Genomic DNA, 23,436 nt, shown 5'->3' with positions numbered 1-23,436 from the left:
CGATCAATTGGAATTATCACATATTGTAGACGTTTTAAGTCGTGGCGAGTTCTTTTTGGCTATTTGCTAGTATTTCTAACAATTGCTCCACAACATCAAAATCTTTACGCTTCCCTGTTTGACGATCGTCTACTGATAAAATAAATTGATTGTTTTCTACAGAAAATCCGACAGCGCGACCGAACTGCACAGTTGCACTCACTACTTTCGGTCCGTCCATCTTCGCAGTTCCCGCTTCACTTAAACGTATTTCCGTAATCGCTTGGCGCTTTTTAATTTGCTCTACTCCTGCTTGCTTCCCTAATGCTTTCATTTTCGCAACGCGTAACAGCAATTCTGCTTGTAAAGGCATATCACCGAATCGGTCAATCATTTCATCGAAAAGTTCTGCGTATTCTTCCACTGTTTCAACTGCTTGAATTCGCTTGTACATTTGAATTTTTTGGAATCCGTCTGGAATATATGAGTCTGGTAAATAAGCATCGACCGCTAACGAAATTTCAATCGGTGATTCTTCCACCGGTTCTTTCACTTCTTGTTTCTCTTCAATCGCTTCTTGCAACATTTGAGAATAAAGATCGAATCCGACTGAATCGATAAATCCATGTTGCTCAGCACCGAGTAAGTTCCCAGCTCCACGAATCGATAAGTCACGCATCGCAATTTTAAATCCACTTCCGAGTTCTGTAAATTCTTTAATCGCCTGTAAACGACTTTCAGCTACTTCCGTTAACACTTTATCTTTTTGGTATAAGAAGTAACTATAAGCGACACGATTCGAGCGACCAACACGACCACGCAATTGATAAAGCTGGGATAAGCCCATCTTATCTGCATCATGGACGATCAATGTATTGACGTTTGGCACGTCGATTCCCGTTTCAATAATTGTCGTTGTGACGAGCACATCGTACTGTCCTTCTAAAAAATCTAAAATGACGCCCTCTAACATTGCTTCTGACATTTGACCGTGCGCCGATGCGATGCGTGCTTCTGGGACGAGCTCTTGAATTTCCGCCACACGTTTATCCATATCTTCCACACGATTGTATAAATAGAAGACTTGTCCTCCACGCGACATCTCGCGCTCAATCGCTTCACGTACGAGTCCGAAATTATGCTCCATCACATACGTTTGAACCGGGAAGCGGTTAGCTGGTGGTGTTTCGATGACAGATAAATCACGCACGCCGACCATCGACATGTGCAATGTTCTTGGGATTGGCGTTGCCGTGAGTGTAAGCACATCGACATTCGTACGCATCTGTTTAATTTTTTCTTTATGTGTCACACCGAAACGTTGTTCTTCATCGACAATAAGCAAGCCTAAATCTTTAAACTCAACATCTTTCGATAATAGGCGATGCGTTCCGACAACGACGTCGACCACTCCCGCTTTTAAGTCACGCAATGTCGCTTCTTGTTCTTTTTTCGTACGGAAACGATTTAATAAGCCAACTTCAACAGGGAAATTCGCAAATCGCTCGACCATCGTTTCATAATGTTGTTGAGCTAAAATCGTCGTCGGAACTAAAAAGGCGACTTGCTTTCCATCATTGATCGCTTTAAACGCTGCTCGGATGGCTACTTCCGTTTTTCCGTAACCGACATCCCCACAAAGCAAACGGTCCATCGGGCGTTCTCGTTCCATATCTTTTTTTATTTCTTCAATTGAGCGTAATTGGTCATCCGTTTCATCATATGGAAAGGCTGTCTCGAAAGAATGTTGCATATCATCGTCAGGTGAAAAGGCGAATCCTTTTTCCGCTTCACGTTTCGCATACAATTTAACGAGTTCATCCGCAATATCTTTTACCGCTCTCGTCACTTTCGCTTTCGCCTTTTTCCACTCAGCTCCACCGAGCTTATGTAACTTCGGCTCTTTCTCTCCTGAAGGAACATATTTTTGGACGAGCTCAATTTGATCGGCTGGAACGTACACTTTATCGTCTCCACGATAACGAATATCTAAATAATCTTTATGAACGCCGCCGACTTCTAATGTGACCACTCCGTAAAATCGTCCAATCCCATGATGCACGTGCACAACATAATCGCCCTTATTAATTTCGGAATAACTTTTAATACGCTCCGCATTCGTTAAGTTTTGCGCTTTACGTCGTGGACGTTTTTTCATTTTAAAAAGTTCTTGGTCAGTAACAAGTGCTAATTTTTGAATGGGCAATTCAAAACCTGTTCTAAACTGTTCCGTCGTAATGACGATGCCACGTTCTGTCGCACCTTCTGAAACGACATGCTTCACTAAATTATAATCTTCTAAAATCGATAATACTTGCTCTCGTCTTTGTTCGTCTTGAACACTGACGTATACGAGAAAGTCTTCTGCCATCCAACGATCAATTTCAACTTTTAATAAATGCATTTGACCATGGAATTGCTGCATCGGTTTACAAGACAGAGAGACGCTTTCTTGGAGCGATACATGTGAAATCGAACGTTTGAATAGAGAGAAATAAACTGTGCTTCCCGTCCAAGTTCCTGCTACTTCCGATAAAGGATATGTCACCTTTCGTAACTGTGGAATTCGCAACTGTTCAAATAAGTTATAAAACCATTCTTCCTCTTCTCGTTCTAATGTTTCATCGACTTCTTGAATACGTGCGAACTCATCATAAATGACCGTGCCATTCGGGTCAAAATAGTGAACGAGCGATCGTAAATACTCCTCTAAATACGGAATGTACGTCACGACTTGTTCTCGAAGGATGCCTTCGCGTAACTGTTCGATTTCTCCTTGAACATTTACCATCAATTGTTCTTTATACGTATCATTTTCCATCGCTAGTAGACGTTTTGCTAAATCTTGTTCTAAACCTGTCGCAATTTGATGACGTTGCTCATCTGGAATAATGAGTTCTACTGCTGGACCGATTTGAACCTGTTCTTTATTTTCTAAAGAACGTTGACTCTCCGCATCAAAGGTACGAATAGAATCAACTTCATCATCGAACAGTTCAATACGGAAAGGATATGCTTGATCGAGTGGATAAATATCGATAATTCCTCCACGCACCGCAAATTGACCGGGTGCGTTCACTAATGTTTCCCGATTGTATCCCGCTAAAACGAGTTGACGTTCCACCGACTCCCAATCCAACGTCTTTCCTACTGAAATCGTGAAAATATACTGTTCCCACATTTCTTTCGGCATGACTTTTCTTTTTAAGCCGGCTACTGGAATGATATAAATCCCTTTTTCACCATTGGCTAGACGCGTCATCGTATCGATTCGCTCCGCTCGCAAGTCATAACTCGATACGGACATTTCAGCTGCGATTAATTCTTCTGCGGGATATAAATGGACATGCCCTTCTCCTATTTGTAAAAGCAGGTCATCATACATCTTTTGACCGCTCAACATATTCGACACAATCACGTACACAGGTCGCGTTGACGTTTCATATAAACCTCGCACGTACATCGTTTTGGCGCTGCTCGATAAACCTGTCACAAGTGCGTTAGACCCTTCTAGTAATTGATCTACGAATGATGCGATATGTAAACGCTCTTGAAATAAATTTTGGACTTCGCTCAATTTCATAAACCCCTTTCAAACCGAAAAAGCTTTGGCTCAACCAAAGCTAGTTATTACTTCTGATTAAATTCATTCATCACTTCTAAAAATGGTGTGTCGAGCAATGCTTCACAAGCATCTGCACTCATTTGGATCACTTTTTCTACAGTTGCTTCTTCGTCTTTCGCAAAAGTAGCGAGTACGTAATCCGCTATGTTCATTCCATTCGTTGGGCGATCAATTCCGATTCGAATACGGTTGAATTTTTCGCTTCCTAAATGTTGAATGAGTGATTTAATCCCATTATGTCCGCCCGCACTCCCTCGCTGACGCAAACGTAAACGACCTAATGGTAAATCTAAATCATCGTACAGCACTGTGATGTTCTCCAATAGCACATCATAATAGTCTGCTAAAGGACGGATACACTCTCCCGATAAATTCATAAAAGTTAAAGGTTGTACAAGAATCACTTTCCCATTCGGATGATGATATGTCGTATAAACACCTTTAAACTTCGATTGGTTCAAGGAAACATTCCATCGATTGGCTAGTTCATCAATGACACGAAAACCGATATTATGTCGCGTCTTTTCATAACGAGCTCCTGGGTTTCCGAGCCCTACAATAATTTTCATCCGAGATCACCCTTTTTTTCAACGTACAAGAAGGGACGTCTATTATGAGACGCCCCTACTTACACTATTTTATTATAATTATTCTTCGTCAGCGTCTTTTTCGCCGATTACTTCTGGTTCAGCGCCAGTATCTTCTGTAGCTTCATCGAGTGCTTCGAGGTCTGCTTCAGAACGTGGTGCAGAGATTACGATTAATGCATCTTCGTCATCGTTTAAGATTTCGAATGGCGCATCTTTACGTACGTCTGCTACTGATAATGAATCACCGATTTCAAGTGCTGAAACGTCGATGTCGAATGTTTCAGGAATATCTGTTGGTTTTACTTTGATTGTGATTTCGCGAACTGGTTGTTCTACGATACCACCATCTTTTTCACCTACAGAAGTACCTGTTGGGTTAACAATTACGTCAACTTCGAGTTCTTCAGTCATGTTGATTGATAAGAAGTCGATGTGAACTAAGTTATCGCGTAATACTTCTTGTTCGTAGTCGTGCATAACGACGTTATATGTTTCGCCGTCAACTGTAATTTGGATAACTCCGTTACGTCCTACTTCGTTTACAGCTTTTAAAACGTCACGTTCTTTTACTGCGATCGATACGTTTTCTACTTTATATCCATAAAGAACTGCTGGAACATATCCTGTAGCACGGAGTTCTGTTAATGCTGATTTTGCTTTACCTTCGCGTTTTTGTGCTTCGATTGTAATAGTCATTTTGCTTAAACACCTTTCTGTCTTGAAATTCAATATTTATTTGATTTGCTTTCATCATTTTACATGAGTCATAGCAAAAAAACGTGCACTTCTTACTAAACATATAGAAAAAGCACATGATACAGGAACATTATATCACACTTGTTCAAGTTTTTGGCTTTTTGACGCTCGACATTTCATGTTCTCTTCATAAGTTTAACTCTCGATGCCGATTGTTACGTGCCTAGTCGAACAATTTACTTACTGATTTGTCTTCAAATACACGAATAATTGCGTTGCTTAAAAGTTCAGCAATCGATAATTGTGTAATTTTGTCTGACTTTTTCTCTTCAGGTAATTCGATAGAATTCGTAATGACAAGTTCTTTAATTTGTGAGTTGTTAATACGTTCGATCGCTGGGCCTGAAAGAACAGGGTGTGTACAGCATGCGTATACTGCTTTTGCTCCACTTTCAATCAGTGCATCAGCTGCGATTGTAATCGTACCTGCTGTATCGATAATATCATCGATTAAAATAGCTGTTTTTCCTTTCACTTCTCCGACGATATTCATCACTTCAGCAACGTTCGGTTTCGGACGACGTTTGTCGATGATTGCGATTGGCGCTTTCATACGATCTGCCATTTTACGTGCGCGTGTCACACCACCATGGTCAGGTGAAACGATGACGAGGTCTTCACCTTTTAATCCTTCGCCCATGAAATATTCCGAAAGCAACGGTTCTGCTACGAGGTGATCGATTGGAATATCGAAGAATCCTTGAATTTGTGAAGCGTGTAAATCTACTGCGATGACACGATGTGCTCCTGCTGTTTCTAACAAGTTCGCGACGAGTTTCGCTGTGATTGGTTCACGTGAACGTGCTTTACGGTCTTGACGTGCATATCCGTAATACGGCATCACGACGTTAATTTTTCGCGCCGAAGCACGCATTAACGCATCAACCATAATTAATAACTCCATTAAGTTATCGTTTACTGGGTTAGATGTTGATTGCACGATAAATACGTCACAACCACGTACGCTTTCTTCAATATTAATTTGAACTTCACCGTCACTGAATGTTTTGACTGTACATTTTCCGAGCTCGCAGCCAATGTGTTCTGCTACTTCTTGTGCAAGTGATTGGTTTGAATTCAATGTGAATACTTTTAACTTTTTGTTAGGATAATGGTTAGCCATCATGGTCCCCCTAGGTTTTGTTTTGAAACGAATTTCATCTTAATGTTCCATTAAGATGAAATATTCCTAACGAATGAATGTATGGACGTTAGGCAAGCCTCGCTGTTCCTGCGATTTCTAGTTCATTGTCTTCTATCGTTCGACACATTGTGAACGAATTGCAAAGTCTTCATCTTCAGTATACTAAATGATTCACGTATGAATAAAGGAATATTAATTGTTTAAGTTAAGTTTTTCAACGTAACCTTCTTTATTTTCCTGTCGCGCGCGCCCAATTGCAAGTGAACGTTTTGGTACATTTTTTGTAACTGTCGTTCCCGCTGCTACAAATGCTTCATCTTCTACATTTACTGGCGCTACTAAATTAGAGTTACAGCCGATGAAAACATTGTCGCCTACTGTCGTTTGATGTTTATCTTTCCCATCGTAGTTAACCGTGATTGAACCGCAACCGACGTTTACTTTTTTACCGAGAGTAGCGTCTCCGATATAGCTTAAATGAGAGAGTCTTGAGTGATCGCCGATTGTCGACTTTTTCACTTCCACGAAGTTGCCGATTTTCACATCGTCGCCCACTTTCGATTCTGGACGAATTTGTGCGAATGGACCAACTGCTGTTTCATTGCCGACTGAACTTTGAAGGACGACAGACGAATGAACTTTCGTCGAATGACCAATTTCGCTATCTACGAGATGAGCATTTGGGCCGATTTGGCAGTCTTCTCCAATAACAGTCGCACCTTCGATAATTGTTCCTGGATATAAAACCGTGTCTTGACCAATTACCGCTTCACTGCTGATGATTGTTTGTTCTGGGCTTAAAATTGTCACGCCGTTACGCATATGCTTTTCAGCGATGCGAATACGCATTAAACGTTCTGCTTCTGCTAAAGCAACACGATCATTTACGCCTAATGTTTCAGTAAAATCAGGTGTAATATAAGCAGAAACGATTTCTCCACGTTCTTTTAAAATACGAATGACATCTGGTAAGTAATATTCACCTTGGGCGTTGTTATTATCGACTTGCTTTAACGCTTCGAATAATGCTCGGTTATCGAAACAATACGTTCCCGTATTAATCTCGTTAATCGCAAGCTCTTCTTCGTTCGCGTCCTTATGTTCGACGTTGCGTAATACGAGTCCATCTTCACCACGTACGATACGACCATAGCCTGCTGGGTTTTCAGCGACCGCTGTTAAAATCGTCGCTTTCGCCCCTTCGCGCTCGTGTTGATCTACGAGAGCTTGCATCGTTTCTGGACGAATGAGTGGTGTATCTCCACAGATGACGAGCGTTGTGCCATCTAAATCTCCAAGTAATTGTTCTGCTTGCATAACAGCATGTGCTGTTCCTAATTGTTCTTCTTGAAGAACGTATTCACTTTTTGAACCTAATGTTTGTTCTACTTTCTCTGCTCCGAATCCTACAATCGAAACAACTTTACTCACTCCGATAGATGTCACATGATCGACTACATGCTCGACCATCGGTTTTCCACATACTGGGTGCAATACTTTGTACAATTTCGATTTCATTCTCGTCCCTTGTCCTGCTGCAAGAATGACCGCATATGTATTCGGCATTTTATTCGAGCCTCCATCCGTAATTTCAATATTGACTATAGCGGAAAATACACTTTTTTTCAACTATACTTTTACATTTTATACCATATAAAACAACTTAATCGCTCGCCAAAAACCCGCTACTTGCAGGTGGCGGGTTTTATTTTTGTGCGATGACTTCGATTTCTACTTTTGCATCTTTCGGAAGCCTTGCTACTTCTACTGCTGAACGTGCTGGTTTATGTTCTCCGAAATGCTCTCCATACACTTCGTTCATCGCTACAAACTCATCCATATCACTCATGAATACAGTCGCTTTAATGACTTTATCTAATGAAGTTCCTGCTTCTTCAAGCACGGCTTTTAAATTCGCAAATACTTGATGTGTTTGCTGTTGAATATCTCCTCCGAGAAATTCTCCTTCCGCTGTTAAAGCAATTTGTCCTGATGTGAAAATGTAGCCATTCACTTCTATCGCTTGCGAATACGGTCCAATTGCTGCCGGAGCTTGATCTGTGTGTACAACTTTCATTATAATTCCTCCTTCAGTTTAAAGTTTCCTCTTTGCAATGTAATCGTGCGATTAATTTCATCGACACTTTGTAGTTTTACTAAAGACAAATAGTCATCTGTTAAAATTTGTTCGCTACCTTCGGATTCAACGAGAACCGCAATTCCTGCTAGCTCACAACCGAACTCTTCAATCAAATTCTTCATACCGACCATCGTGCCGCCCGCTTTCATGAAGTCGTCTGTCAATAAGACACGTTGACCGCTTTTCATGCTGCGCTTCGACAATGCCATCGTCTGAATACGACGAGTAGACCCAGATACGTAATTAATACTTACTGTAGAACCTTCTGTCACTTTATTGTCACGACGTACAACGACGACCGGCACGTTTAAATAACGGGCAATCGCATGGGCAATTGGAATACCTTTCGTCGCGATCGTCATAATAACATCTACTTTTTCATGCGTGAAAGCAGAGGCAATCACTTTTCCAATACGATCGATCAATCGTGGTTGACCGATAATATCATTTAAAAATAAATAGCCACCCGGCAGCAAACGATCTGTCTGTCCGAGTTGTTCTAATAATTGATCAATTAATGATTCAACTTCTTCTTCGGGCACTTGCGGGATAAATCGCACACCGCCTGAAGCCCCACTTAATGTCATTAAACTACCCGTTCCTATCGCTTCAAACGTTTCTTTTACAATCGATAAGTCTTCACTGATAGATGACTTCGCCGCATTGTATCGATTCGCAAACAAAGTGAGAGGGATTAATTTATGTGGATTTTCCAATAAATAACGGGTAATGTCTACAAGCCTTTCACTTCTTTTCCACTTCAAAAGACCATCTCCTAAACCCGAATGTTTTAATCGTACATTATCATAATCATACGCTTTGAACAACCGTTAACGTTCGCTTCCCATTCGGACACAATATACTTCCGAACAAAAACCACGTAAACCGTTGTACATACGTTTTGCACGTTCTTCATTTTTAACAATCGCAAATACTGTCGGACCGCTTCCACTCATTAAAACAGCATCTGCTCCCATTTTTTGCATCTTTTCTTTCAAGCGGGCAACTTCGGGATATTGTCGAAATGTCACAGGTTCTAATGCATTTTGCATCGCTTGACAAATAGTAGAATAATCCCCCTGATTTAACGCCTCAACCATCTGTTCAGTGGAATGTTGCCCTAAAATAGAGTGATCTACTTTGCCGTAAATAGCAGCAGTCGATACAGAAATAGCTGGCTTCACAAGAACAATCCAACTATGTGGCATTGCAGCCAGATGTTCAATCTGTTCACCACGCCCTGTCGCCCTCGCTGTTCCACCATATACACAAAACGGTACGTCCGAACCAATTTGTGCTCCGTGTTGCGCTAATTCATCTACACTTAAATTAAGTTGCCATAAACGATTTAATCCCCTTAAAGCCGCAGCAGCATCTGTGCTGCCCCCAGCAAGTCCTGCCGCTACGGGAATTCGCTTTTGAATCGTCATACGCACGCCTTGTTCTACATGATATGTTTCTTTTAATAGTTGTGCTGCTTGATACGCAAGATTTCGTTGATCATTTGGAATAAAACGGTCGTACGTTTGAATTTGAATCATATCTTCTTGTAGTAACTCAAACGTCAAACGGTCGGCTAAATCAATCGTCGTCATCACCATGTCTACTTCATGATATCCATCCTCACGTTTACCGAGAACATCTAATGTTAAATTTATTTTCGCTGGTGCCTTTTCATAAAGCAATAGTAAAACCTCCGTCCGAAATTCATCTCCTTCTATTCTTTATATTTTAACATAGAACAGATTATGTCATTCCCTTTTTCCAAAACAAAAACACCGTTCCTTCATTTCCTAGTTAAAAGAAATAAAGCAACGGTGTTTTTAACGACTTTCCGAAAGAAGTCTCCCATCCTCAAGGAGTGTGAAGGTGCGAATAGCACCAATGAGTAGGTGGGAGATGAATTTCGATTGGCTTTAGCCAAAGAATTTGGTAAAATATAGACATAATGTTCTTTGACAACTGGATATATGGAGTTGCATACGGAAATAAGAGCGAAAACCAAGCCCCTCGTATGCGTAAAATATCCAAGGTACTAAAAACATTGCGTATCAGTAGGGTTGGAATGCCCCGAATTCACGCTCGTGGAGAACACATAAGACTTGCTTGCAAGCTATGTTCGTGGAAGCGAGAAGCCCCCACTTCAAACGAAGTTAAGTGGTGGGTAGTTCACTTGATTTGTTAAGCATCGATGCATGTATACCTATTTCTTCTCCCACCCATCTTTTAAGTTCTTTACAAAGATGATAAGTGGGAGGCAATATTGCATCTTAAAAAATCAGATGCTTACTTCACTAAAAAAGCTTCTTGATTGTCGTCTTCTAAAATCGTAATCTCTACTGCTTCTGTTAAAATATCCGCATAACTATACGATACGCGTTCAAAAGCATTCTCATCTTGATCTAATTCAACGACAAAAACTGCTCGATACGTTTCACTTAACGTACCGCTACGCTCAATTGTCTTTTTGCGACCGCCATTTGCTTTTAAGTGCAAACGTTTCCCTAAGTGGGCATCCAATGATTTTTTAATATCTGCTAATGTTTTCGGCATATATGCTCACACCTCACTTACAGACAATTGTAACATTTTTCACACTTTTTGTCAATGAAATCAAATATTTTAACAGTTTCAACTTGGAGTGTCAATCTTTTTTTATATTTTTGTCAATTGTAAAAAAATCGTCATATAGTTCATTTGAAAGCTTCGCAAATTCTTCAATTGTTAGCGTTTCTCCACGGCGTTTCGGGTCGATATTTGCTCGCTCGCACGCTTGAACAATCAATTCCTTTTTCGATTTTCCATCTTCTAAAGAAACTTGTAAATTGTTGAGCAACGTTTTGCGTCTTTGAACGAATGATCCTCGCACGACTGCGAAGAAAAATGACTCATCACGCACGGTAACCTCTTGTTGTTCTTTACGCTCTAAAACGATGACGGCCGATTCGACATTCGGTTGCGGTACGAAAACCGTTTTCGGTACGATCATCGCTGTATGTGCATCCATATAATATTGAACAGCGACAGATAGTGAACCGTATGCTTTCGTGCTAGGCTTTGCACTAATTCGATCTCCTACTTCTTTCTGCATCATAATGACGATACGGTCTAAACGAATTCCGCTTTCTAAAAAATGCATGATGATCGGTGTCGTGACGTAATACGGTAAGTTTGCAACGACGACAATTTCATCACAGTCTTGAAATTCTGTTTCAATGACCGCATGCAAATCTGCTTTTAGAACATCTTCATTAATCACTCGGACATTCGGATAAGGAGATAATGTATCTTCTAATACTGGAATGAGGCGTTGATCGATTTCGAAAGCGATAACTTTCCCTGCACGTTTCGCAATTTGTTCTGTTAATGCTCCGATTCCTGGACCTACTTCGATAACTCCTGTGCGTTCTGTCAACTGTCCTTCTGCAACGATATTGTTCAATGTATTTAAATCGACTAAAAAGTTTTGACCTAAGCTTTTCTTAAATGTAAAACCGTATTTCTCAATAATTTCTTTCGTGCGCGATAATGTTGCGATATCTTTCGTCATATCATTTCTCCTCTATCATTTTGAACCACTCTTCGATTTCTTCTTCTGTAATTTGAAATAGATTTAAGCGTTTCAATAATGTTTTTCCGTTCGTTTCTCCAATTTGAAGTGCTTCTCCTAAACGATGTCTCAATTGTTTTGATTGAGGTGCCCCGATAAAGCCTCTACGTACGAGATATGCACGAGAGACGGTTTCTTCGGCTCCATCCTCTTGTAATGAGTATACTGCGCTCAGCGCCTCTTGTATCGCCTCATTAGAAGCATGCTCAATTCCGACACTTCCTTTATGCTCTGGAATCGCATCACGCTTCATGAGGAAAGCATGTTTCACTGTCGGAATTCTTTCTTCTATTAAAGCGCGAATTCGTCGCCCTGGGTAATCAGGGTCAGTAAAGACGATGACACCATCTTGAGCATGAGCTTTTTCAATTAAGCGCAACGTTGCTTCATCTAAAGCAGAACCGTTCGTTTCAATCGTCTTCGCTTGTACCGCTCGTTCAATGGCAGCCGTATCACATTTCCCTTCCACTACAATCCACTCTTTAATTTGCATCGCTCGTCACTCCTTACAATCATCTCTCTAGTTTAAACATATTTAAGCCGTTCATCAAATAGAAAACGCTAGTGAGAGATTTCCTCCCACTAGCGTCATTATCGAAATGATGTTAGTTCATCACTTTAATTTTCACTTTTTTACGTCCCCAGCTATACGCTTGAGATTTCGTTTGCATTAATACGTCGATACGATTTCCTTTAATCGCACCACCTGTATCTCCTGCAATTGCGTAACCGTATCCTTCAACCCAAACTTTTGAACCCATCGGGATGACACGTGGATCTACCGCAATTAAGCGTAAGTTAGGGTTAGCACGCAAGTTAATACCTGCTGCTGAAATACCAGAACATCCTGTACAGTACGGTGTGTAAGCTGTAGCTTCTACGTAAAACTCTTTACCGCCTGCTGGTGCTGCTGAACTGTTGCCGCGTGATACGACTGTATTGTTCGCTGGTTTTGCTTGTGCAATTTGTTTTGATCCAACTGCTACAATTTTATTTTTAGGTGCGTCCACTACTTCTTCAGCAACGACATTACGTTCAACTTCTTCACCGTTGCGCATAACGACTTCATAAGTACGGAGCATCTTTCCTTTTTGACCTTCTTGCAATACTTTCGTTTTTCCTTTTTCTAAGTTCGCATCTTTTTTCTCTTCTACTTCAAACTCTGCTGGTGCTTCCACTTGTTCTTTCACTTTTTCGATACGTACGACTTCTACTTTCGATGCGTCTTTCGATAAGCGATCTTCCAATGTGACACCTGCAAGTTCATCATGCTCACCTAATGCGATTTGTTGATTCGCTAGGAATAATTCAACTGATGTTGGAGTCGTCCATATTTTTTTAGACTCTCCACCGTCTACTACTTCTACTTCAATTGCTTTCGTCACTGCGATGCGTGGTTGTGTTTCTTCTTCTAGTGCAGGGTAAACGATATCGTGCTCCGTTACTTCAATTCCTGCTTCTTCTAAAACTTCTCCAACTGTACGCTTCGTCGTAACGAATGTTTGTTCTTCTTCATCCACTGTCAACACAACTTCTTCTGCTTCAATCCATTCGACAGCAAGTCCTGTTTTCAACGGTGTATTTAAAGCTGGCTCCACAATATCATGTGCGGCTACTTCTATATTTTGTTCTTCTAACAATTGTTCGACTGTTTTAGCGTGCGTGCGAACTTCTATCTCTTCGCCTTCCACCGTCAAAGCAATTGTCTTTTTCGTACCTTCGATCAAAACGAGCGCCATAATCGCTACAAATAAAATCGCAATTACTGTTCCAAAAATCATTGTCGACTTTTTATTCGCTTGATTATGTCCGCCCTTAATGGCCTGATTTGACATGAAAAAAATTCCTCCTTCATTACTCGGCTGATTATATCGACTCTCATTTTGATTGTCAACTCGAAATGCTTACATTTTTTTGAAATAGCACTTTAATCAGCGATGCGAAATAACTTCAAAGCGTTGGCAGTCGTTTGTTCTGCCACTTCTTCGTAAGTGATCTCTTTTAATTTAGCAATTTCCTCTGCAACGAGCGTCACATAGAACGGTTCATTCCGTTTTCCGCGATGAGGATGCGGTGTTAAATAAGGCGCATCCGTCTCAACGAGCAAGTGCTCTAACTCTATTTCAGTCGCTACTTTTTTCGGCATTTTCGCATTTTTAAATGTGACAGGACCGCCTAATGAAATCATAAAGTTCATATCGATACATTGACGTGCAATTTCGACACTCCCGCTAAAGCAATGCATAATCCCTCCGACTGTATGCGCTTCTTCCTCTTCTAAAATTCTCACGACATCCGCTGTCGCATCGCGATTGTGAATAATAATTGGCAAATCTAATTTTTTCGCTAAACGAATTTGCTTGCGGAATAATTCGATTTGAACATCTTTCGGAGATTTGTCCCAATGATAATCGAGTCCTGTTTCTCCAATACCGACAACTTTCGGATGTTTCGTTAAAGATTCAATCCAATTGAGATCTTCTTCTGTACAATCGATCGCGTCGACAGGATGCCAGCCGATTACCGCATAGAGGAAGTCATAACGCTCTACTAACTCCATCGCTCGTTCAATTGTCTCCGTATCGAATCCGACAACGACCATCTTCTCTACGCCTACTTCCCGCGCGCGTTCAATCACTTCTTCGACATCTTCTTCATACTGTTCTGCATTTAAATGTACATGCGTATCTACTAACATATTCGATTCTCCTCACAATACTTTCTATTTTAATCAACGTTTATATTTCATTCGTGTCATTTCTATTACAGTTATATTACAAACATTTATTACTTTGACATAAACAAATGTTAAACTTCAACTCATACGTATTCAAATTTGCTCCAATCGCTTATAAATCAACTTTATTCGTACGCTTGTTTGTAGGTCATTTTATGTTACAAATATTTCACGTTAGGCCTTTTAACTTATTCTACTTAGCGAAATAAAAAGACAAGTAGCTAAAATAATCGCTACTTGTCATTTTGTATTGTTATTATTTTAAAATCGTCCCATTCGGAACCGTTTGTCCAATTTCAACAACTGTTAATTTACCTTCTGTTTCTGTCGTTAAAATCATTCCTTCTGACCATTCGCCGCGAAGTTTGACACGTTTTAAGTTAGAAACGATTATTAACTTGTGTCCAACTAATTGTTCCGGCTCATAATGTTGCGCAATGCCTGATAACACTTGACGCTTTTCTGTGCCGAGATCCAATTGGAATTTCAATAATTTATCCGCTTTCGGAACACGCTCACATTCGAGCACTTCTGCTACGCGTAATTCTACTTTATTGAAGTCATCAATCGTAATTTCATTCGATACTTCTTCCGTCATTTCGTTCGGTGCTGTAATTGCCATTTGGTCTTTAATGTATTGTACTTCTTCCTCTACTTCTAAGCGTGGGAAAATCGGTACACCTTTTTTAATGACTGTCGTGCCTGCTGGAATGGCTGATTTATCACCGAGCGCTTCCCATTTGAGTGCTTCTTTCGATAAACCAAGTTGTTCGATCATCACAAACGGAGCACGTGTTAAAATCGGTTGAATAAGTGTTGCGATATTGCGTAATGAATGTGCTAAATGGAACATGACAGAAGCAAGTTTGTTCTTTTCTGCTTCATCTTTCGCAAGTACCCACGGTGCCGTTTCATCGATATACTTGTTCGTACGTGAGATGAGTGACCATGTCGTCATTAATACTTGGTGATATTGCATTTCTTCCATTTGTGTTTCATACTGTTCGATCGTTTCTTCGATTTTTCGTTGAAGAGAAGCGTCAAACTCGGTCGCTTCTAAATTTTCTGTCGGGATGACCCCGTCGAAATATTTATTGATCATTGAAACCGTACGATTCAATAAGTTTCCTAAGTCGTTCGACAAATCAGCATTCGTACGCTCGACGAATGTTTCTGGAGAGAATACACCGTCTTGTCCGAATGGTAATTCGCGAAGTAGGAAGTAGCGTGTCGCATCTAAGCCGTAACGGTCAACGAGCATATCTGGATAGACAACGTTTCCTTTAGATTTTGACATTTTACCATCTTTCATCATGATGAATCCGTGCGCAAATACTTTTTTCGGAAGTGGTAAATCGAGTGCCATTAAGAAAATCGGCCAATAAATCGTATGGAAGCGAACGATGTCTTTTCCGACGACTTGAACATCTGCTGGCCAGTATTTATTGAATAACTCATCGTTATCTGTACCGTAACCGAGTGCTGTAATATAGTTCGTTAATGCATCGACCCATACATAGATGACATGTTTCGGATCTCCTGGTACTTTCACACCCCAGTCAAATGACATACGTGATACTGATAAATCTTCAAGTCCTGGTTTAATGAAGTTATTGATCATTTCATTTTTGCGTGATTCTGGTTCAATAAATTCAGGATGTTCATTAAAGTACTCAAGTAAACGGTCTGCATATTTACTCATACGGAAGAAGTAAGATTCTTCTTTTACTTTTTCTACACTACGATTACAGTCTGGACATTTACCATCTACTAAATCCGATTCTTTAAAGTATGATTCACAAGGGATACATTTCCATCCTTCGTACTCATCTTTGTAAATATCACCATTGTCCATAAACTTTTGGAAAATTTGTTCGACCATTTTCTCGTGACGATCTTCCGTTGTGCGGATGAAATCATCATATGTGATATCCATTTTCGCCCATAAATCTTTCGCAATTTGCGCCAATTTATCGACATGGACTTGTGGTGTTAGTCCCTCTTCTTCTGCTTTCTCTTGAATTTTTTGACCGTGTTCATCCATTCCTGTTAAAAAGCGCACATCGTAGCCACGAAGACGCTTGTAACGTGCAATCGCATCCGCTGCAATTGTCGTATATGCCGTTCCAATATGAAATTTTCCGCTAGGGAAATAAATAGGTGTCGTTACGTAAAATGTATTTTTTGTCGTCATGTATAAAAATCCTCCATTCAAAATGTTACTTCTTTCATTTTACCACAATTATGAATGTGACATTTCATTTAACTTCTAGTTCTCCTAACATTTTCTACTTTTCCCCTTGAGCTTATCTATTATTCACTGTATAGTTAATTAGACAACTGTTCCAGAATTTTTTAAGCTATTCGACTGAATTTACACACTTTTCAGTCAATGTGTCTAATTGATTAATTTTAAAAAACTTTAAAAGTAATCATTTCAAATCTTTTACTTTTTACACAAATACAGTTATTATATATAAGTATGTTTTAGAAAACTACTTATAGCTTCTTCTAAACATCTAGACAAGATTGTACATTTGCAAACACAATTGTACAAATCAAACATTATATAGGAGGAATCTCTTGTCATGAAATCAACAGGTATCGTAAGAAAAGTGGATGAGCTTGGAAGAGTCGTTATTCCAATCGAACTTCGCCGCACATTAGGAATCGCACAGAAAGATGCGCTCGAAATTTATGTGGATGAAGACAAAATCATCTTAAAGAAATATATGCCGAATATGACTTGTTCTATTACGGGCGAAGTTTCAGATGATAACTTACAATTGATCGATGGTAACTTGATTGTTAGTCGCGAAGGCGCACGTCAACTCATCGAAGAAATTGAAAGCAAATTAAAATAATAACTTACAAAGGAGTGTCGGTCTCATTGTGGAGAGACGCACTCTTTTTTTATTGGTGATACGCATTGTACACTTCACGTCTACTCACGTTCCGCATGACTGCTACTTGACGTATCGCATCTTTCGGTTTTAAATTTTCACGTTGGATCATTTCATCGACATGCTCTACAACAGATAATGATTCCCACCATTCTGCTTGTAGTACTGCTTCTTCTTCCTCATTAATCCCTTCAATCACTAAACAAAACTCGCCACGTACTTCCCCGTCTTCTGCCCATTGTACAACTTCCCCAATCGTACCTCTAATCCACTGTTCATAACGCTTTGTCAGTTCACGCGCTAAGACGATACGACGACCTTCGTGCATCCACTTTTTTAAATCGTCTAATGTTTGCTTTAGGTGATGAGGTGACTCATATAAAATAACTGATTCTGAACGATTTAGCACATCTTGCATTTGTTGTTCACGTTCTTTTTTCTTCCGACTTAAAAAGCCATAAAATAAAAAGGGCTGTGGTGTCAGTCCTGAAGCAATTAATGCCGTAACCGCAGCGTTGGCTCCAGGTAAAGGTACTACGGGTAAACCTGCTTCAATCACCGCTTGTACGACATACTGTCCAGGATCTGATATACATGGTGTCCCTGCATCACTGACGAGCGCGATATTCTCTCCATTATGCAATTTTTTAACGATTTGCTCGCGACTTTCCATCTCATTATGTTCATGGGTACTCATCATCGGCGTATCAATCTCAAAATGATGACAAAGCTTCATCGTATTGCGCGTATCCTCTGCCGCAATCCAATCCACTTCCTTTAAAATACGAATCGCTCGGAACGTCATATCTTCTAAATTTCCAATCGGGGTTGGTACGAGATAAAGCACTCCATCTTCTCTCTCAAAACTATTTTGAATTTGCATGTTCAAGTGCCTCCTTTATATACTGTTCTTTCTGTTTGCGTGTCTTTTGTTTAAATGCATATTCTGCGCGCATCGCTTCTGTTTTCGTCTCAAAATACTCGTAATAAATACAGTGTACGGGACGTCTTCCTCGCGTATATTTAGCGCCTTTTCCATCGTTGTGCGCTTGAATCCGTTTCGTTAAATGATTTGTATAGCCAGTGTAGTACGTTTGATCGGCACATCGTAATACGTAAAAGCAATGTTTATTTTCCATATAACCATTCGCTCACTTCTTGTCGGTATTCTCCTTCATCTGTATACACAACTAAAGGTGGTTCGATTTTCAAGTCTCGTTTGCCATCTTTTATCGCTTCAATTAATAAAATGTTCGCTTCTTTTCCTTCTTTTGAATGAACAAAGCGAATTCGTTTCGGCTCTAAACGATACTTTGGCATCCATTCCATAAAATCGGCTAAACGACCTGGACGATGAACAAAAGCTGCTTTTCCACCTTGTTTTAACAATCGGCTCGCCGCTTGAATCGCTTGTTCTAAATTTAATTCAATTTCATGTCGAGCAATCGCATAATGTTCGCTCATATTTTTTTCACTGTTCGGATGATGGATGAAGTAAGGGGGATTACATGTTACTGTATCGTACAATTCCTTCCCTAACGTTTCTTCAATTCCGATTACATTCCCTTCGATGAGTGTTAATTGTTCATCTAGTTTATTGTAAGCGATACTACGCCTCGCCATGCTTGCTAAGCGAGGTTGTAACTCCACTCCCCATATATGCGCTTGAGAGCGGGCGCTTAATAGAAGAGGAATGACTCCGTTTCCCGTACATAGATCAACAATCTTCCCTTTTTTTCGATAAGGTATTGATGCGAATTGCGCTAATAAAACTGCATCTAACGAAAACGAAAATACTTCTGGACTTTGAATAATTCTTAAATCTTCTGCTAGTAAATAATCGAGACGTTCGTCTGTCCTCAATGAAATATTCATTCTGTTTTACTCCATTTCTCGAATTTTGTCAAAAAGAAAGAGCTGCCCCTCTGAATAGGTTCAGCTCCTCTTTTAATTATGGTGCTTACTTAAAAAAGATAAACAAAATAGGCAATCTTCACCTTTACGACTACTGCCATAATGAACGTTACAGACATGATAGCCTTCATTATAAATGCGCGCTAAATTATCCACACCCTCACCGACGTCTACTGTTGATCGCTCTTTCACTTTTGTCGGGCGCTCTAGCTTCTCATCTAAAACATTTAACCGTTCACGTAAATGCTCATTTTCTAAACGGAGCGTATGATTTTCTTCTGTCATTTTCGCAACATCATGAATCATTAATGTGAATTGTTCTTGCATATATTGTAAATGTTGCTCAAATTCCATCACGCGGTCAAGAAAATTTTTCTCTTTCAATGTGGCCACCTCTTTTATTAGGCATTCATTTCACTTTGTTGTAACTCTTCCCACGTATATTGGACAATTTGCTCAGCTTCGAACAATTGAATTTCTAAAATTTGTTCCAATAAATTGAGTCCAATGACGCGTCCTTGTCCTTCTGCTGTTTGAATTTTTGTACCGATATCTGGCATGAGACGTTTTGATTCTTCATACGTATCATTTTCATATTTCAAGCAACACATTAACCTTCCACATAAGCCTGAGATTTTCGTAGGGTTTAACGATAGATTTTGGTCTTTCGCCATTTTAATCGATACAGGATCAAAATCACCTAAATAAGTAGAACAACAAAGCATTCTACCACAAGGACCGATTCCTCCTAGCATCTTCGCTTCATCTCTCACGCCGATTTGACGCAGTTCAATGCGTGTTTTAAAAATCGCAGCTAAATCTTTCACTAAATTTCGAAAGTCTACTCGACCTTCTGCTGTGAAGTAAAATATTACTTTATTTCGATCGAATGTATATTCTACATCGACTAATTTCATTTCTAATTTATGCTCTGTCACTTTATCTATACATACTTGAAAAGCATCCATTGCTTCTTGATTATTTCTTTCTACTTGTACTCGATCTTCCGCTGTCGCTTTACGAATGATCTTTTTTAAAGGGAGGACGACATCTTCCTCGTCCACCTCTTTCATCTCACTTACTACTTTACCATACTCTACACCACGTGCAGTTTCAACAATGACATAGTCTCCTAATTCTAATGAGAGTGTCACTGGATCAAAGTAATAAATTTTTCCAGCTTTTTTAAAGCGGACTCCAACAACTTTATACAAACGATATCCCTCCTAGAGACGAAGTATTAACTGCTCTACTAATAATGTTCGATTCATATTACTCGAAATCTTTTGTTTCATATGCAAAATTTCATCAATTTTAGAAGAGAGTTGTTCATATGTTAAACGATACGATAATTTCTCTAACAATTCACGCGCATCTGGATAGCAAATCGAGCGGTCGATATTCACTTTTATCGTCACAATATCACGGTACCCGTGAAGAAGCAAGTTCAATATCATCTCTAAATCTTCTTTCTCTTTGACGACAGTTTGCCATTCACCTTGAATAAACAAAATGGCCTCCGCTTTCGATTGTTCAACTCGTTCAATTAATTGCAAAGCTAGTTTACGCATCATCATAAACTGTTCTTCCTGAGATAGTGACAATGCTTCATCAACATTTGCTGTAATGCGACTCAACGTACTCGCTAATGAATCTGTCAATTGATGATCTACAACGAGTTGTCCGATCAATTGTTCTTCATTCGGACGTGTAAATTGAATTCGTTGACATCTAGATTGAATAGTCGGTAATAGTTGAGCATACGTATCTGTCATTAAAAAAGCTGTAATTTCACCGACTGGTTCTTCTAAAAATTTCAATAGAGCATTCGCTGCAGAAACTGTCATCGTATGCGCTTCTTCAATCATATAAAAACGCCGACCTTTTTCATACCCTTTTTTCGACATTTGTTGAATCAATTCATCAATTTGTTCTTTTTTAATCGATTGCCCATCTTTTTGAATGAGCCATATGTTCGGATGATTCCCATTTTCAATTCTTCTACAAGATGAACAGGTTTGACACGGCAAGTCATTTTTGCGTTGTTCACAGAGTAAATATTGAATGAATGTTAAAGTAAGTCGAGTTTTTCCTGTTCCGTGTAAGCCATCCATTACATAGGCATGACTTAATCGATTGTTTTTATCTGCTTGAACTAATTGTTGCCACGGCCGAGCTTGCAGACTCATTGCTTCCTCTACCATTCTTCCACCTCTTCTTCAAAAAAACCCGCGTTTTCTCAGCAGTAGGAAAACACGGGCTTACATATATAAGTTTATAAGTAATCCTTTTATTTCACCAATTTTCGCCAATAGATCAATGGATGTTTTCTCTTCATCAAGCATCGCCTCAGCGAGCTCTACAAGCTTTGAGTCTATTTCTTTTACTAAGTTTAGACGACGTCCTTCTCCAAACTGATTCCACGTATGTGACTGTTCTAACTCCAGTCCAGATTCGACAGCCTCTTGTAAAAATCGACGCACTAACATTTTAAACTTCGCCATATCTCGCAAATTACGCGAACGCGCAAGTCTTTCACCCGCCGCATTAATATTCCCAAGTAAGCGTGTCACTTGCTCTCCATGTAACTTTTGTTCATGTTTTTGAACCATTTGACCGAAATTAGCTCTTTTTTGAGGCGATTTTAAAGGATCATTGCGCAATTTTTCTAAATTAACGTGTTGATCACCCGTAACTCTCATATCACACAACCACCTTTAAAAGTGATGAAATTTCTCAATTGGAAGAACGAATACTGTTGCTCCTCCTACTTCAACTTCAACCGGATAAGGAATATAAGAATCGGCATTTCCCCCCATTGGAGAAACTGGTGCGACTAGTTGATCTCTAGAACGACAATTGTCTCGAATTAAATCGAGTAACTGTGGTACGAGTCGTTCATCTGTTCCGATAAGAAATGTTGTATTCCCCGAACGTAAAAATCCACCTGTACTCGCTAACTTCGTGGCACGAAAATCATTCTTCGTTAAAGCTGATGAAAGGCGATTACTATCTTGATCTTGTACTACTGCTACAACTAACTTCATATTGCCTCACTCCTTTCGTTTCTTTATTATACCATGAAATGACTCATTCTTTTAAATGAGTAGTTATAATTTTCCAACATTCTTCAAAAACAGCATCCATCGACTGTGAAGCATCTACTCTTTTTATCCGATTAGGAAACATTTGAAGTACTTGCTTATATCCTTCGTATACCCGCTTATGAAACAAAATACTCTCCTCATCTAATCGATTGACTTCACGATTTTTATTCGCAGCGATTCTTTCTAACCCTAACTCAGGTGCAATATCAAAATATAATGTAAGGGTAGGCATACAATTTTGAATTGCAAATTGATTTAAATCCCACACTTCTTGAATGCCGATATTACGAGCATACCCTTGATAAGCTAATGAACTATCAATAAACCGATCACATAATACAATTTCATTATTTTCTAAAGCTGGGATAACTCGTTCTACTAAATGTTGGCGACGCGACGCAGCATATAGTAGAGCCTCTGTGCGTGCATCCATCTCAACATGTTCTCGATTTAAAATGACTGACCGGATTGCTTCAGAAATCCGGATGCCACCTGGCTCTCTCGTTTGAATATATGAAAAAGACTCATTTTCCAAAGCTTTGGCGACCATTTCTAATATCGTTGTCTTACCTGCACCTTCAGGACCTTCAAATGTAATAAACATAGGGGACTCCTTTAGTTATTTTTTAATTTAAAAAAGCGAGTATTCTATTTAGAATACTCGCTTTCGATTGCCTAGCAACGTCCTACTCTCACAGGGGGAAACCCCCAATTACCATCGGCGCTAAAGAGCTTAACTACTGTGTTCGGTATGGGAACAGGTGTGACCTCTTTGCCATCATCACTAGACTTGTTTTGAGTCATTCACTCAAAACTGAATAAAACCAACATTTTTTTAACGAATACCGTTTCATACGTATTAATAGGTTAAGTCCTCGATCGATTAGTATCTCTCAGCTCCGTATGTCGCCACACTTCCACCCGAGACCTA

24 protein-coding genes and 1 rRNA gene are annotated in these 23,436 nt (G+C 39.7%); 1 reads left to right on the top strand and 24 read right to left on the bottom strand.

The features are described from left to right. Positions 1-34 precede the first annotated feature (34 nt). From mfd to metG, 14 genes are all read right to left on the bottom strand, one after another. Positions 35-3,556 (bottom strand): transcription-repair coupling factor, encoded by a 3,522-nt coding sequence (gene mfd, locus ACFQ0V_RS01935; RefSeq protein WP_381009092.1) that lies wholly within the window; start codon positions 3,554-3,556, stop codon positions 35-37. 53 nt (positions 3,557-3,609) lie between these two features. Further along, positions 3,610-4,173 carry an aminoacyl-tRNA hydrolase gene (gene pth, locus ACFQ0V_RS01930; protein ID WP_381009090.1) on the bottom strand — a complete coding sequence of 188 codons (564 nt, stop codon included), beginning with the start codon at positions 4,171-4,173 and terminating at the stop codon, positions 3,610-3,612. A gap of 78 nt (positions 4,174-4,251) precedes the next feature. Beyond that, positions 4,252-4,890: a 50S ribosomal protein L25/general stress protein Ctc gene (locus ACFQ0V_RS01925; RefSeq protein WP_381009088.1), complete on the bottom strand. Its 639-nt coding sequence runs from the start codon at positions 4,888-4,890 to the stop codon at positions 4,252-4,254. A gap of 223 nt (positions 4,891-5,113) precedes the next feature. Continuing rightward, positions 5,114-6,073 carry a ribose-phosphate diphosphokinase gene (locus tag ACFQ0V_RS01920; RefSeq protein WP_381009086.1) on the bottom strand — a complete coding sequence of 320 codons (960 nt, stop codon included), beginning with the start codon at positions 6,071-6,073 and terminating at the stop codon, positions 5,114-5,116. Between the two features lie 213 nt (positions 6,074-6,286). Next, positions 6,287-7,660, bottom strand: a complete 1,374-nt coding sequence (gene glmU / locus ACFQ0V_RS01915; protein ID WP_381009085.1) for a bifunctional UDP-N-acetylglucosamine diphosphorylase/glucosamine-1-phosphate N-acetyltransferase GlmU — start codon at positions 7,658-7,660, stop codon at positions 6,287-6,289. Positions 7,661-7,799: 139 nt separating this feature from the next. Further along, a complete protein-coding gene (locus ACFQ0V_RS01910) occupies positions 7,800-8,171 on the bottom strand; it encodes a RidA family protein (protein ID WP_381009083.1) in 372 nt (123 codons plus the stop codon). Next, positions 8,171-8,998 carry a pur operon repressor gene (gene purR / locus ACFQ0V_RS01905; protein WP_381009082.1) on the bottom strand — a complete coding sequence of 276 codons (828 nt, stop codon included), beginning with the start codon at positions 8,996-8,998 and terminating at the stop codon, positions 8,171-8,173. Before purR ends, ACFQ0V_RS01910 begins: the two co-directional genes overlap by 1 nt. 66 nt (positions 8,999-9,064) lie before the next feature. Further along, positions 9,065-9,919, bottom strand: coding sequence for a 4-(cytidine 5'-diphospho)-2-C-methyl-D-erythritol kinase (gene ispE / locus ACFQ0V_RS01900; RefSeq protein WP_381009080.1), 855 nt, complete (start codon positions 9,917-9,919; stop codon positions 9,065-9,067). Positions 9,920-10,520: 601 nt separating this feature from the next. Further along, positions 10,521-10,787 (bottom strand): biofilm formation stimulator Veg, encoded by a 267-nt coding sequence (gene veg / locus ACFQ0V_RS01895; protein ID WP_381009078.1) that lies wholly within the window; start codon positions 10,785-10,787, stop codon positions 10,521-10,523. 91 nt (positions 10,788-10,878) lie between these two features. Further along, positions 10,879-11,784, bottom strand: coding sequence for a 16S rRNA (adenine(1518)-N(6)/adenine(1519)-N(6))-dimethyltransferase RsmA (rsmA, locus tag ACFQ0V_RS01890; RefSeq protein WP_381009076.1), 906 nt, complete (start codon positions 11,782-11,784; stop codon positions 10,879-10,881). 1 nt (position 11,785) lies between these two features. Next, complete coding sequence (gene rnmV / locus ACFQ0V_RS01885) at positions 11,786-12,337, bottom strand: ribonuclease M5 (protein WP_381009074.1); 552 nt, start codon at positions 12,335-12,337, stop codon at positions 11,786-11,788. 112 nt (positions 12,338-12,449) lie between these two features. Next, positions 12,450-13,679 (bottom strand): ubiquitin-like domain-containing protein, encoded by a 1,230-nt coding sequence (locus ACFQ0V_RS01880; protein ID WP_381009073.1) that lies wholly within the window; start codon positions 13,677-13,679, stop codon positions 12,450-12,452. A 92-nt stretch (positions 13,680-13,771) separates the two neighbouring features. After that, the gene (locus tag ACFQ0V_RS01875) at positions 13,772-14,542 is read right to left on the bottom strand and encodes a TatD family hydrolase (protein WP_381009071.1); all 771 of its coding nucleotides are present in this window, start codon (positions 14,540-14,542) and stop codon (positions 13,772-13,774) included. Between the two features lie 295 nt (positions 14,543-14,837). Next, complete coding sequence (gene metG, locus ACFQ0V_RS01870; RefSeq protein WP_381009070.1) at positions 14,838-16,775, bottom strand: methionine--tRNA ligase; 1,938 nt, start codon at positions 16,773-16,775, stop codon at positions 14,838-14,840. Between the two features lie 394 nt (positions 16,776-17,169). Here metG and ACFQ0V_RS01865 point away from each other — a divergent pair, with 394 nt between their 5' ends. Then, a complete protein-coding gene (locus ACFQ0V_RS01865; RefSeq protein WP_194563788.1) occupies positions 17,170-17,445 on the top strand; it encodes an AbrB/MazE/SpoVT family DNA-binding domain-containing protein in 276 nt (91 codons plus the stop codon). Positions 17,446-17,494: 49 nt separating this feature from the next. Here the strand turns inward: ACFQ0V_RS01865 and rsmI are convergent, their stop codons facing one another. From rsmI to rrf, 10 genes are all read right to left on the bottom strand, one after another. Further along, the gene (gene rsmI, locus ACFQ0V_RS01860; RefSeq protein ID WP_381009068.1) at positions 17,495-18,367 is read right to left on the bottom strand and encodes a 16S rRNA (cytidine(1402)-2'-O)-methyltransferase; all 873 of its coding nucleotides are present in this window, start codon (positions 18,365-18,367) and stop codon (positions 17,495-17,497) included. Further along, entirely contained in the window at positions 18,351-18,623 is a 273-nt protein-coding gene (locus ACFQ0V_RS01855) for a GIY-YIG nuclease family protein (RefSeq protein WP_381009066.1), read from the bottom strand. The genes rsmI and ACFQ0V_RS01855 overlap by 17 nt, the downstream gene beginning before the upstream one ends. Continuing rightward, on the bottom strand, positions 18,613-19,359 hold the full coding sequence (locus ACFQ0V_RS01850; RefSeq protein WP_381009064.1) for a tRNA1(Val) (adenine(37)-N6)-methyltransferase: 747 nt from the start codon (positions 19,357-19,359) through the stop codon (positions 18,613-18,615). The genes ACFQ0V_RS01855 and ACFQ0V_RS01850 overlap by 11 nt, the downstream gene beginning before the upstream one ends. Before the next feature lie 72 nt (positions 19,360-19,431). Continuing rightward, entirely contained in the window at positions 19,432-19,782 is a 351-nt protein-coding gene (locus tag ACFQ0V_RS01845; RefSeq protein ID WP_381009062.1) for an initiation-control protein YabA, read from the bottom strand. Between the two features lie 17 nt (positions 19,783-19,799). Further along, positions 19,800-20,612 (bottom strand): PSP1 domain-containing protein, encoded by an 813-nt coding sequence (locus ACFQ0V_RS01840; protein WP_381009061.1) that lies wholly within the window; start codon positions 20,610-20,612, stop codon positions 19,800-19,802. Positions 20,613-20,624: 12 nt separating this feature from the next. Next, on the bottom strand, positions 20,625-21,602 hold the full coding sequence (holB, locus tag ACFQ0V_RS01835; RefSeq protein WP_381009059.1) for a DNA polymerase III subunit delta': 978 nt from the start codon (positions 21,600-21,602) through the stop codon (positions 20,625-20,627). 57 nt (positions 21,603-21,659) lie between these two features. Continuing rightward, positions 21,660-22,100, bottom strand: coding sequence for a YaaR family protein (locus ACFQ0V_RS01830; RefSeq protein WP_381009057.1), 441 nt, complete (start codon positions 22,098-22,100; stop codon positions 21,660-21,662). A 15-nt stretch (positions 22,101-22,115) separates the two neighbouring features. After that, positions 22,116-22,445: a cyclic-di-AMP receptor gene (locus ACFQ0V_RS01825; RefSeq protein ID WP_194563796.1), complete on the bottom strand. Its 330-nt coding sequence runs from the start codon at positions 22,443-22,445 to the stop codon at positions 22,116-22,118. 43 nt (positions 22,446-22,488) lie between these two features. Continuing rightward, positions 22,489-23,109 carry a dTMP kinase gene (tmk, locus tag ACFQ0V_RS01820; RefSeq protein ID WP_381009055.1) on the bottom strand — a complete coding sequence of 207 codons (621 nt, stop codon included), beginning with the start codon at positions 23,107-23,109 and terminating at the stop codon, positions 22,489-22,491. A 69-nt stretch (positions 23,110-23,178) separates the two neighbouring features. Continuing rightward, positions 23,179-23,294, bottom strand: a 5S ribosomal RNA gene (gene rrf, locus ACFQ0V_RS01815). Positions 23,295-23,436: the final 142 nt, after the last annotated feature.

Source organism: Savagea faecisuis (assembly GCF_042675605.1).
GTDB classification, from domain to species: Bacteria; Bacillota; Bacilli; order Bacillales_A; family Planococcaceae; genus Savagea; species Savagea faecisuis.
The sequence above is the reverse complement of the archived record's forward strand: the minus strand, read 5'-3'. Positions and strand labels throughout refer to the sequence as shown.

Coding starts and splice junctions, on each gene's coding strand:
- pth (WP_381009090.1), bottom strand. CDS start 4,173: ATGAAAATTATTGTAGGGCTCGGAAACCCAGGAGCTCGTTATGAAAAG.
- ACFQ0V_RS01925 (WP_381009088.1), bottom strand. CDS start 4,890: ATGACTATTACAATCGAAGCACAAAAACGCGAAGGTAAAGCAAAATCA.
- ACFQ0V_RS01920 (WP_381009086.1), bottom strand. CDS start 6,073: ATGGCTAACCATTATCCTAACAAAAAGTTAAAAGTATTCACATTGAAT.
- glmU (WP_381009085.1), bottom strand. CDS start 7,660: ATGCCGAATACATATGCGGTCATTCTTGCAGCAGGACAAGGGACGAGA.
- ACFQ0V_RS01910 (WP_381009083.1), bottom strand. CDS start 8,171: ATGAAAGTTGTACACACAGATCAAGCTCCGGCAGCAATTGGACCGTAT.
- veg (WP_381009078.1), bottom strand. CDS start 10,787: ATGCCGAAAACATTAGCAGATATTAAAAAATCATTGGATGCCCACTTA.
- rsmA (WP_381009076.1), bottom strand. CDS start 11,784: ATGACGAAAGATATCGCAACATTATCGCGCACGAAAGAAATTATTGAG.
- rnmV (WP_381009074.1), bottom strand. CDS start 12,337: ATGCAAATTAAAGAGTGGATTGTAGTGGAAGGGAAATGTGATACGGCT.
- ACFQ0V_RS01880 (WP_381009073.1), bottom strand. CDS start 13,679: ATGTCAAATCAGGCCATTAAGGGCGGACATAATCAAGCGAATAAAAAG.
- ACFQ0V_RS01875 (WP_381009071.1), bottom strand. CDS start 14,542: ATGTTAGTAGATACGCATGTACATTTAAATGCAGAACAGTATGAAGAA.
- metG (WP_381009070.1), bottom strand. CDS start 16,775: ATGACGACAAAAAATACATTTTACGTAACGACACCTATTTATTTCCCT.
- ACFQ0V_RS01865 (WP_194563788.1), top strand. CDS start 17,170: ATGAAATCAACAGGTATCGTAAGAAAAGTGGATGAGCTTGGAAGAGTC.
- rsmI (WP_381009068.1), bottom strand. CDS start 18,367: ATGCAAATTCAAAATAGTTTTGAGAGAGAAGATGGAGTGCTTTATCTC.
- ACFQ0V_RS01855 (WP_381009066.1), bottom strand. CDS start 18,623: ATGGAAAATAAACATTGCTTTTACGTATTACGATGTGCCGATCAAACG.
- ACFQ0V_RS01850 (WP_381009064.1), bottom strand. CDS start 19,359: ATGAATATTTCATTGAGGACAGACGAACGTCTCGATTATTTACTAGCA.
- holB (WP_381009059.1), bottom strand. CDS start 21,602: ATGGTAGAGGAAGCAATGAGTCTGCAAGCTCGGCCGTGGCAACAATTA.
- ACFQ0V_RS01830 (WP_381009057.1), bottom strand. CDS start 22,100: ATGAGAGTTACGGGTGATCAACACGTTAATTTAGAAAAATTGCGCAAT.
- ACFQ0V_RS01825 (WP_194563796.1), bottom strand. CDS start 22,445: ATGAAGTTAGTTGTAGCAGTAGTACAAGATCAAGATAGTAATCGCCTT.
- tmk (WP_381009055.1), bottom strand. CDS start 23,109: ATGTTTATTACATTTGAAGGTCCTGAAGGTGCAGGTAAGACAACGATA.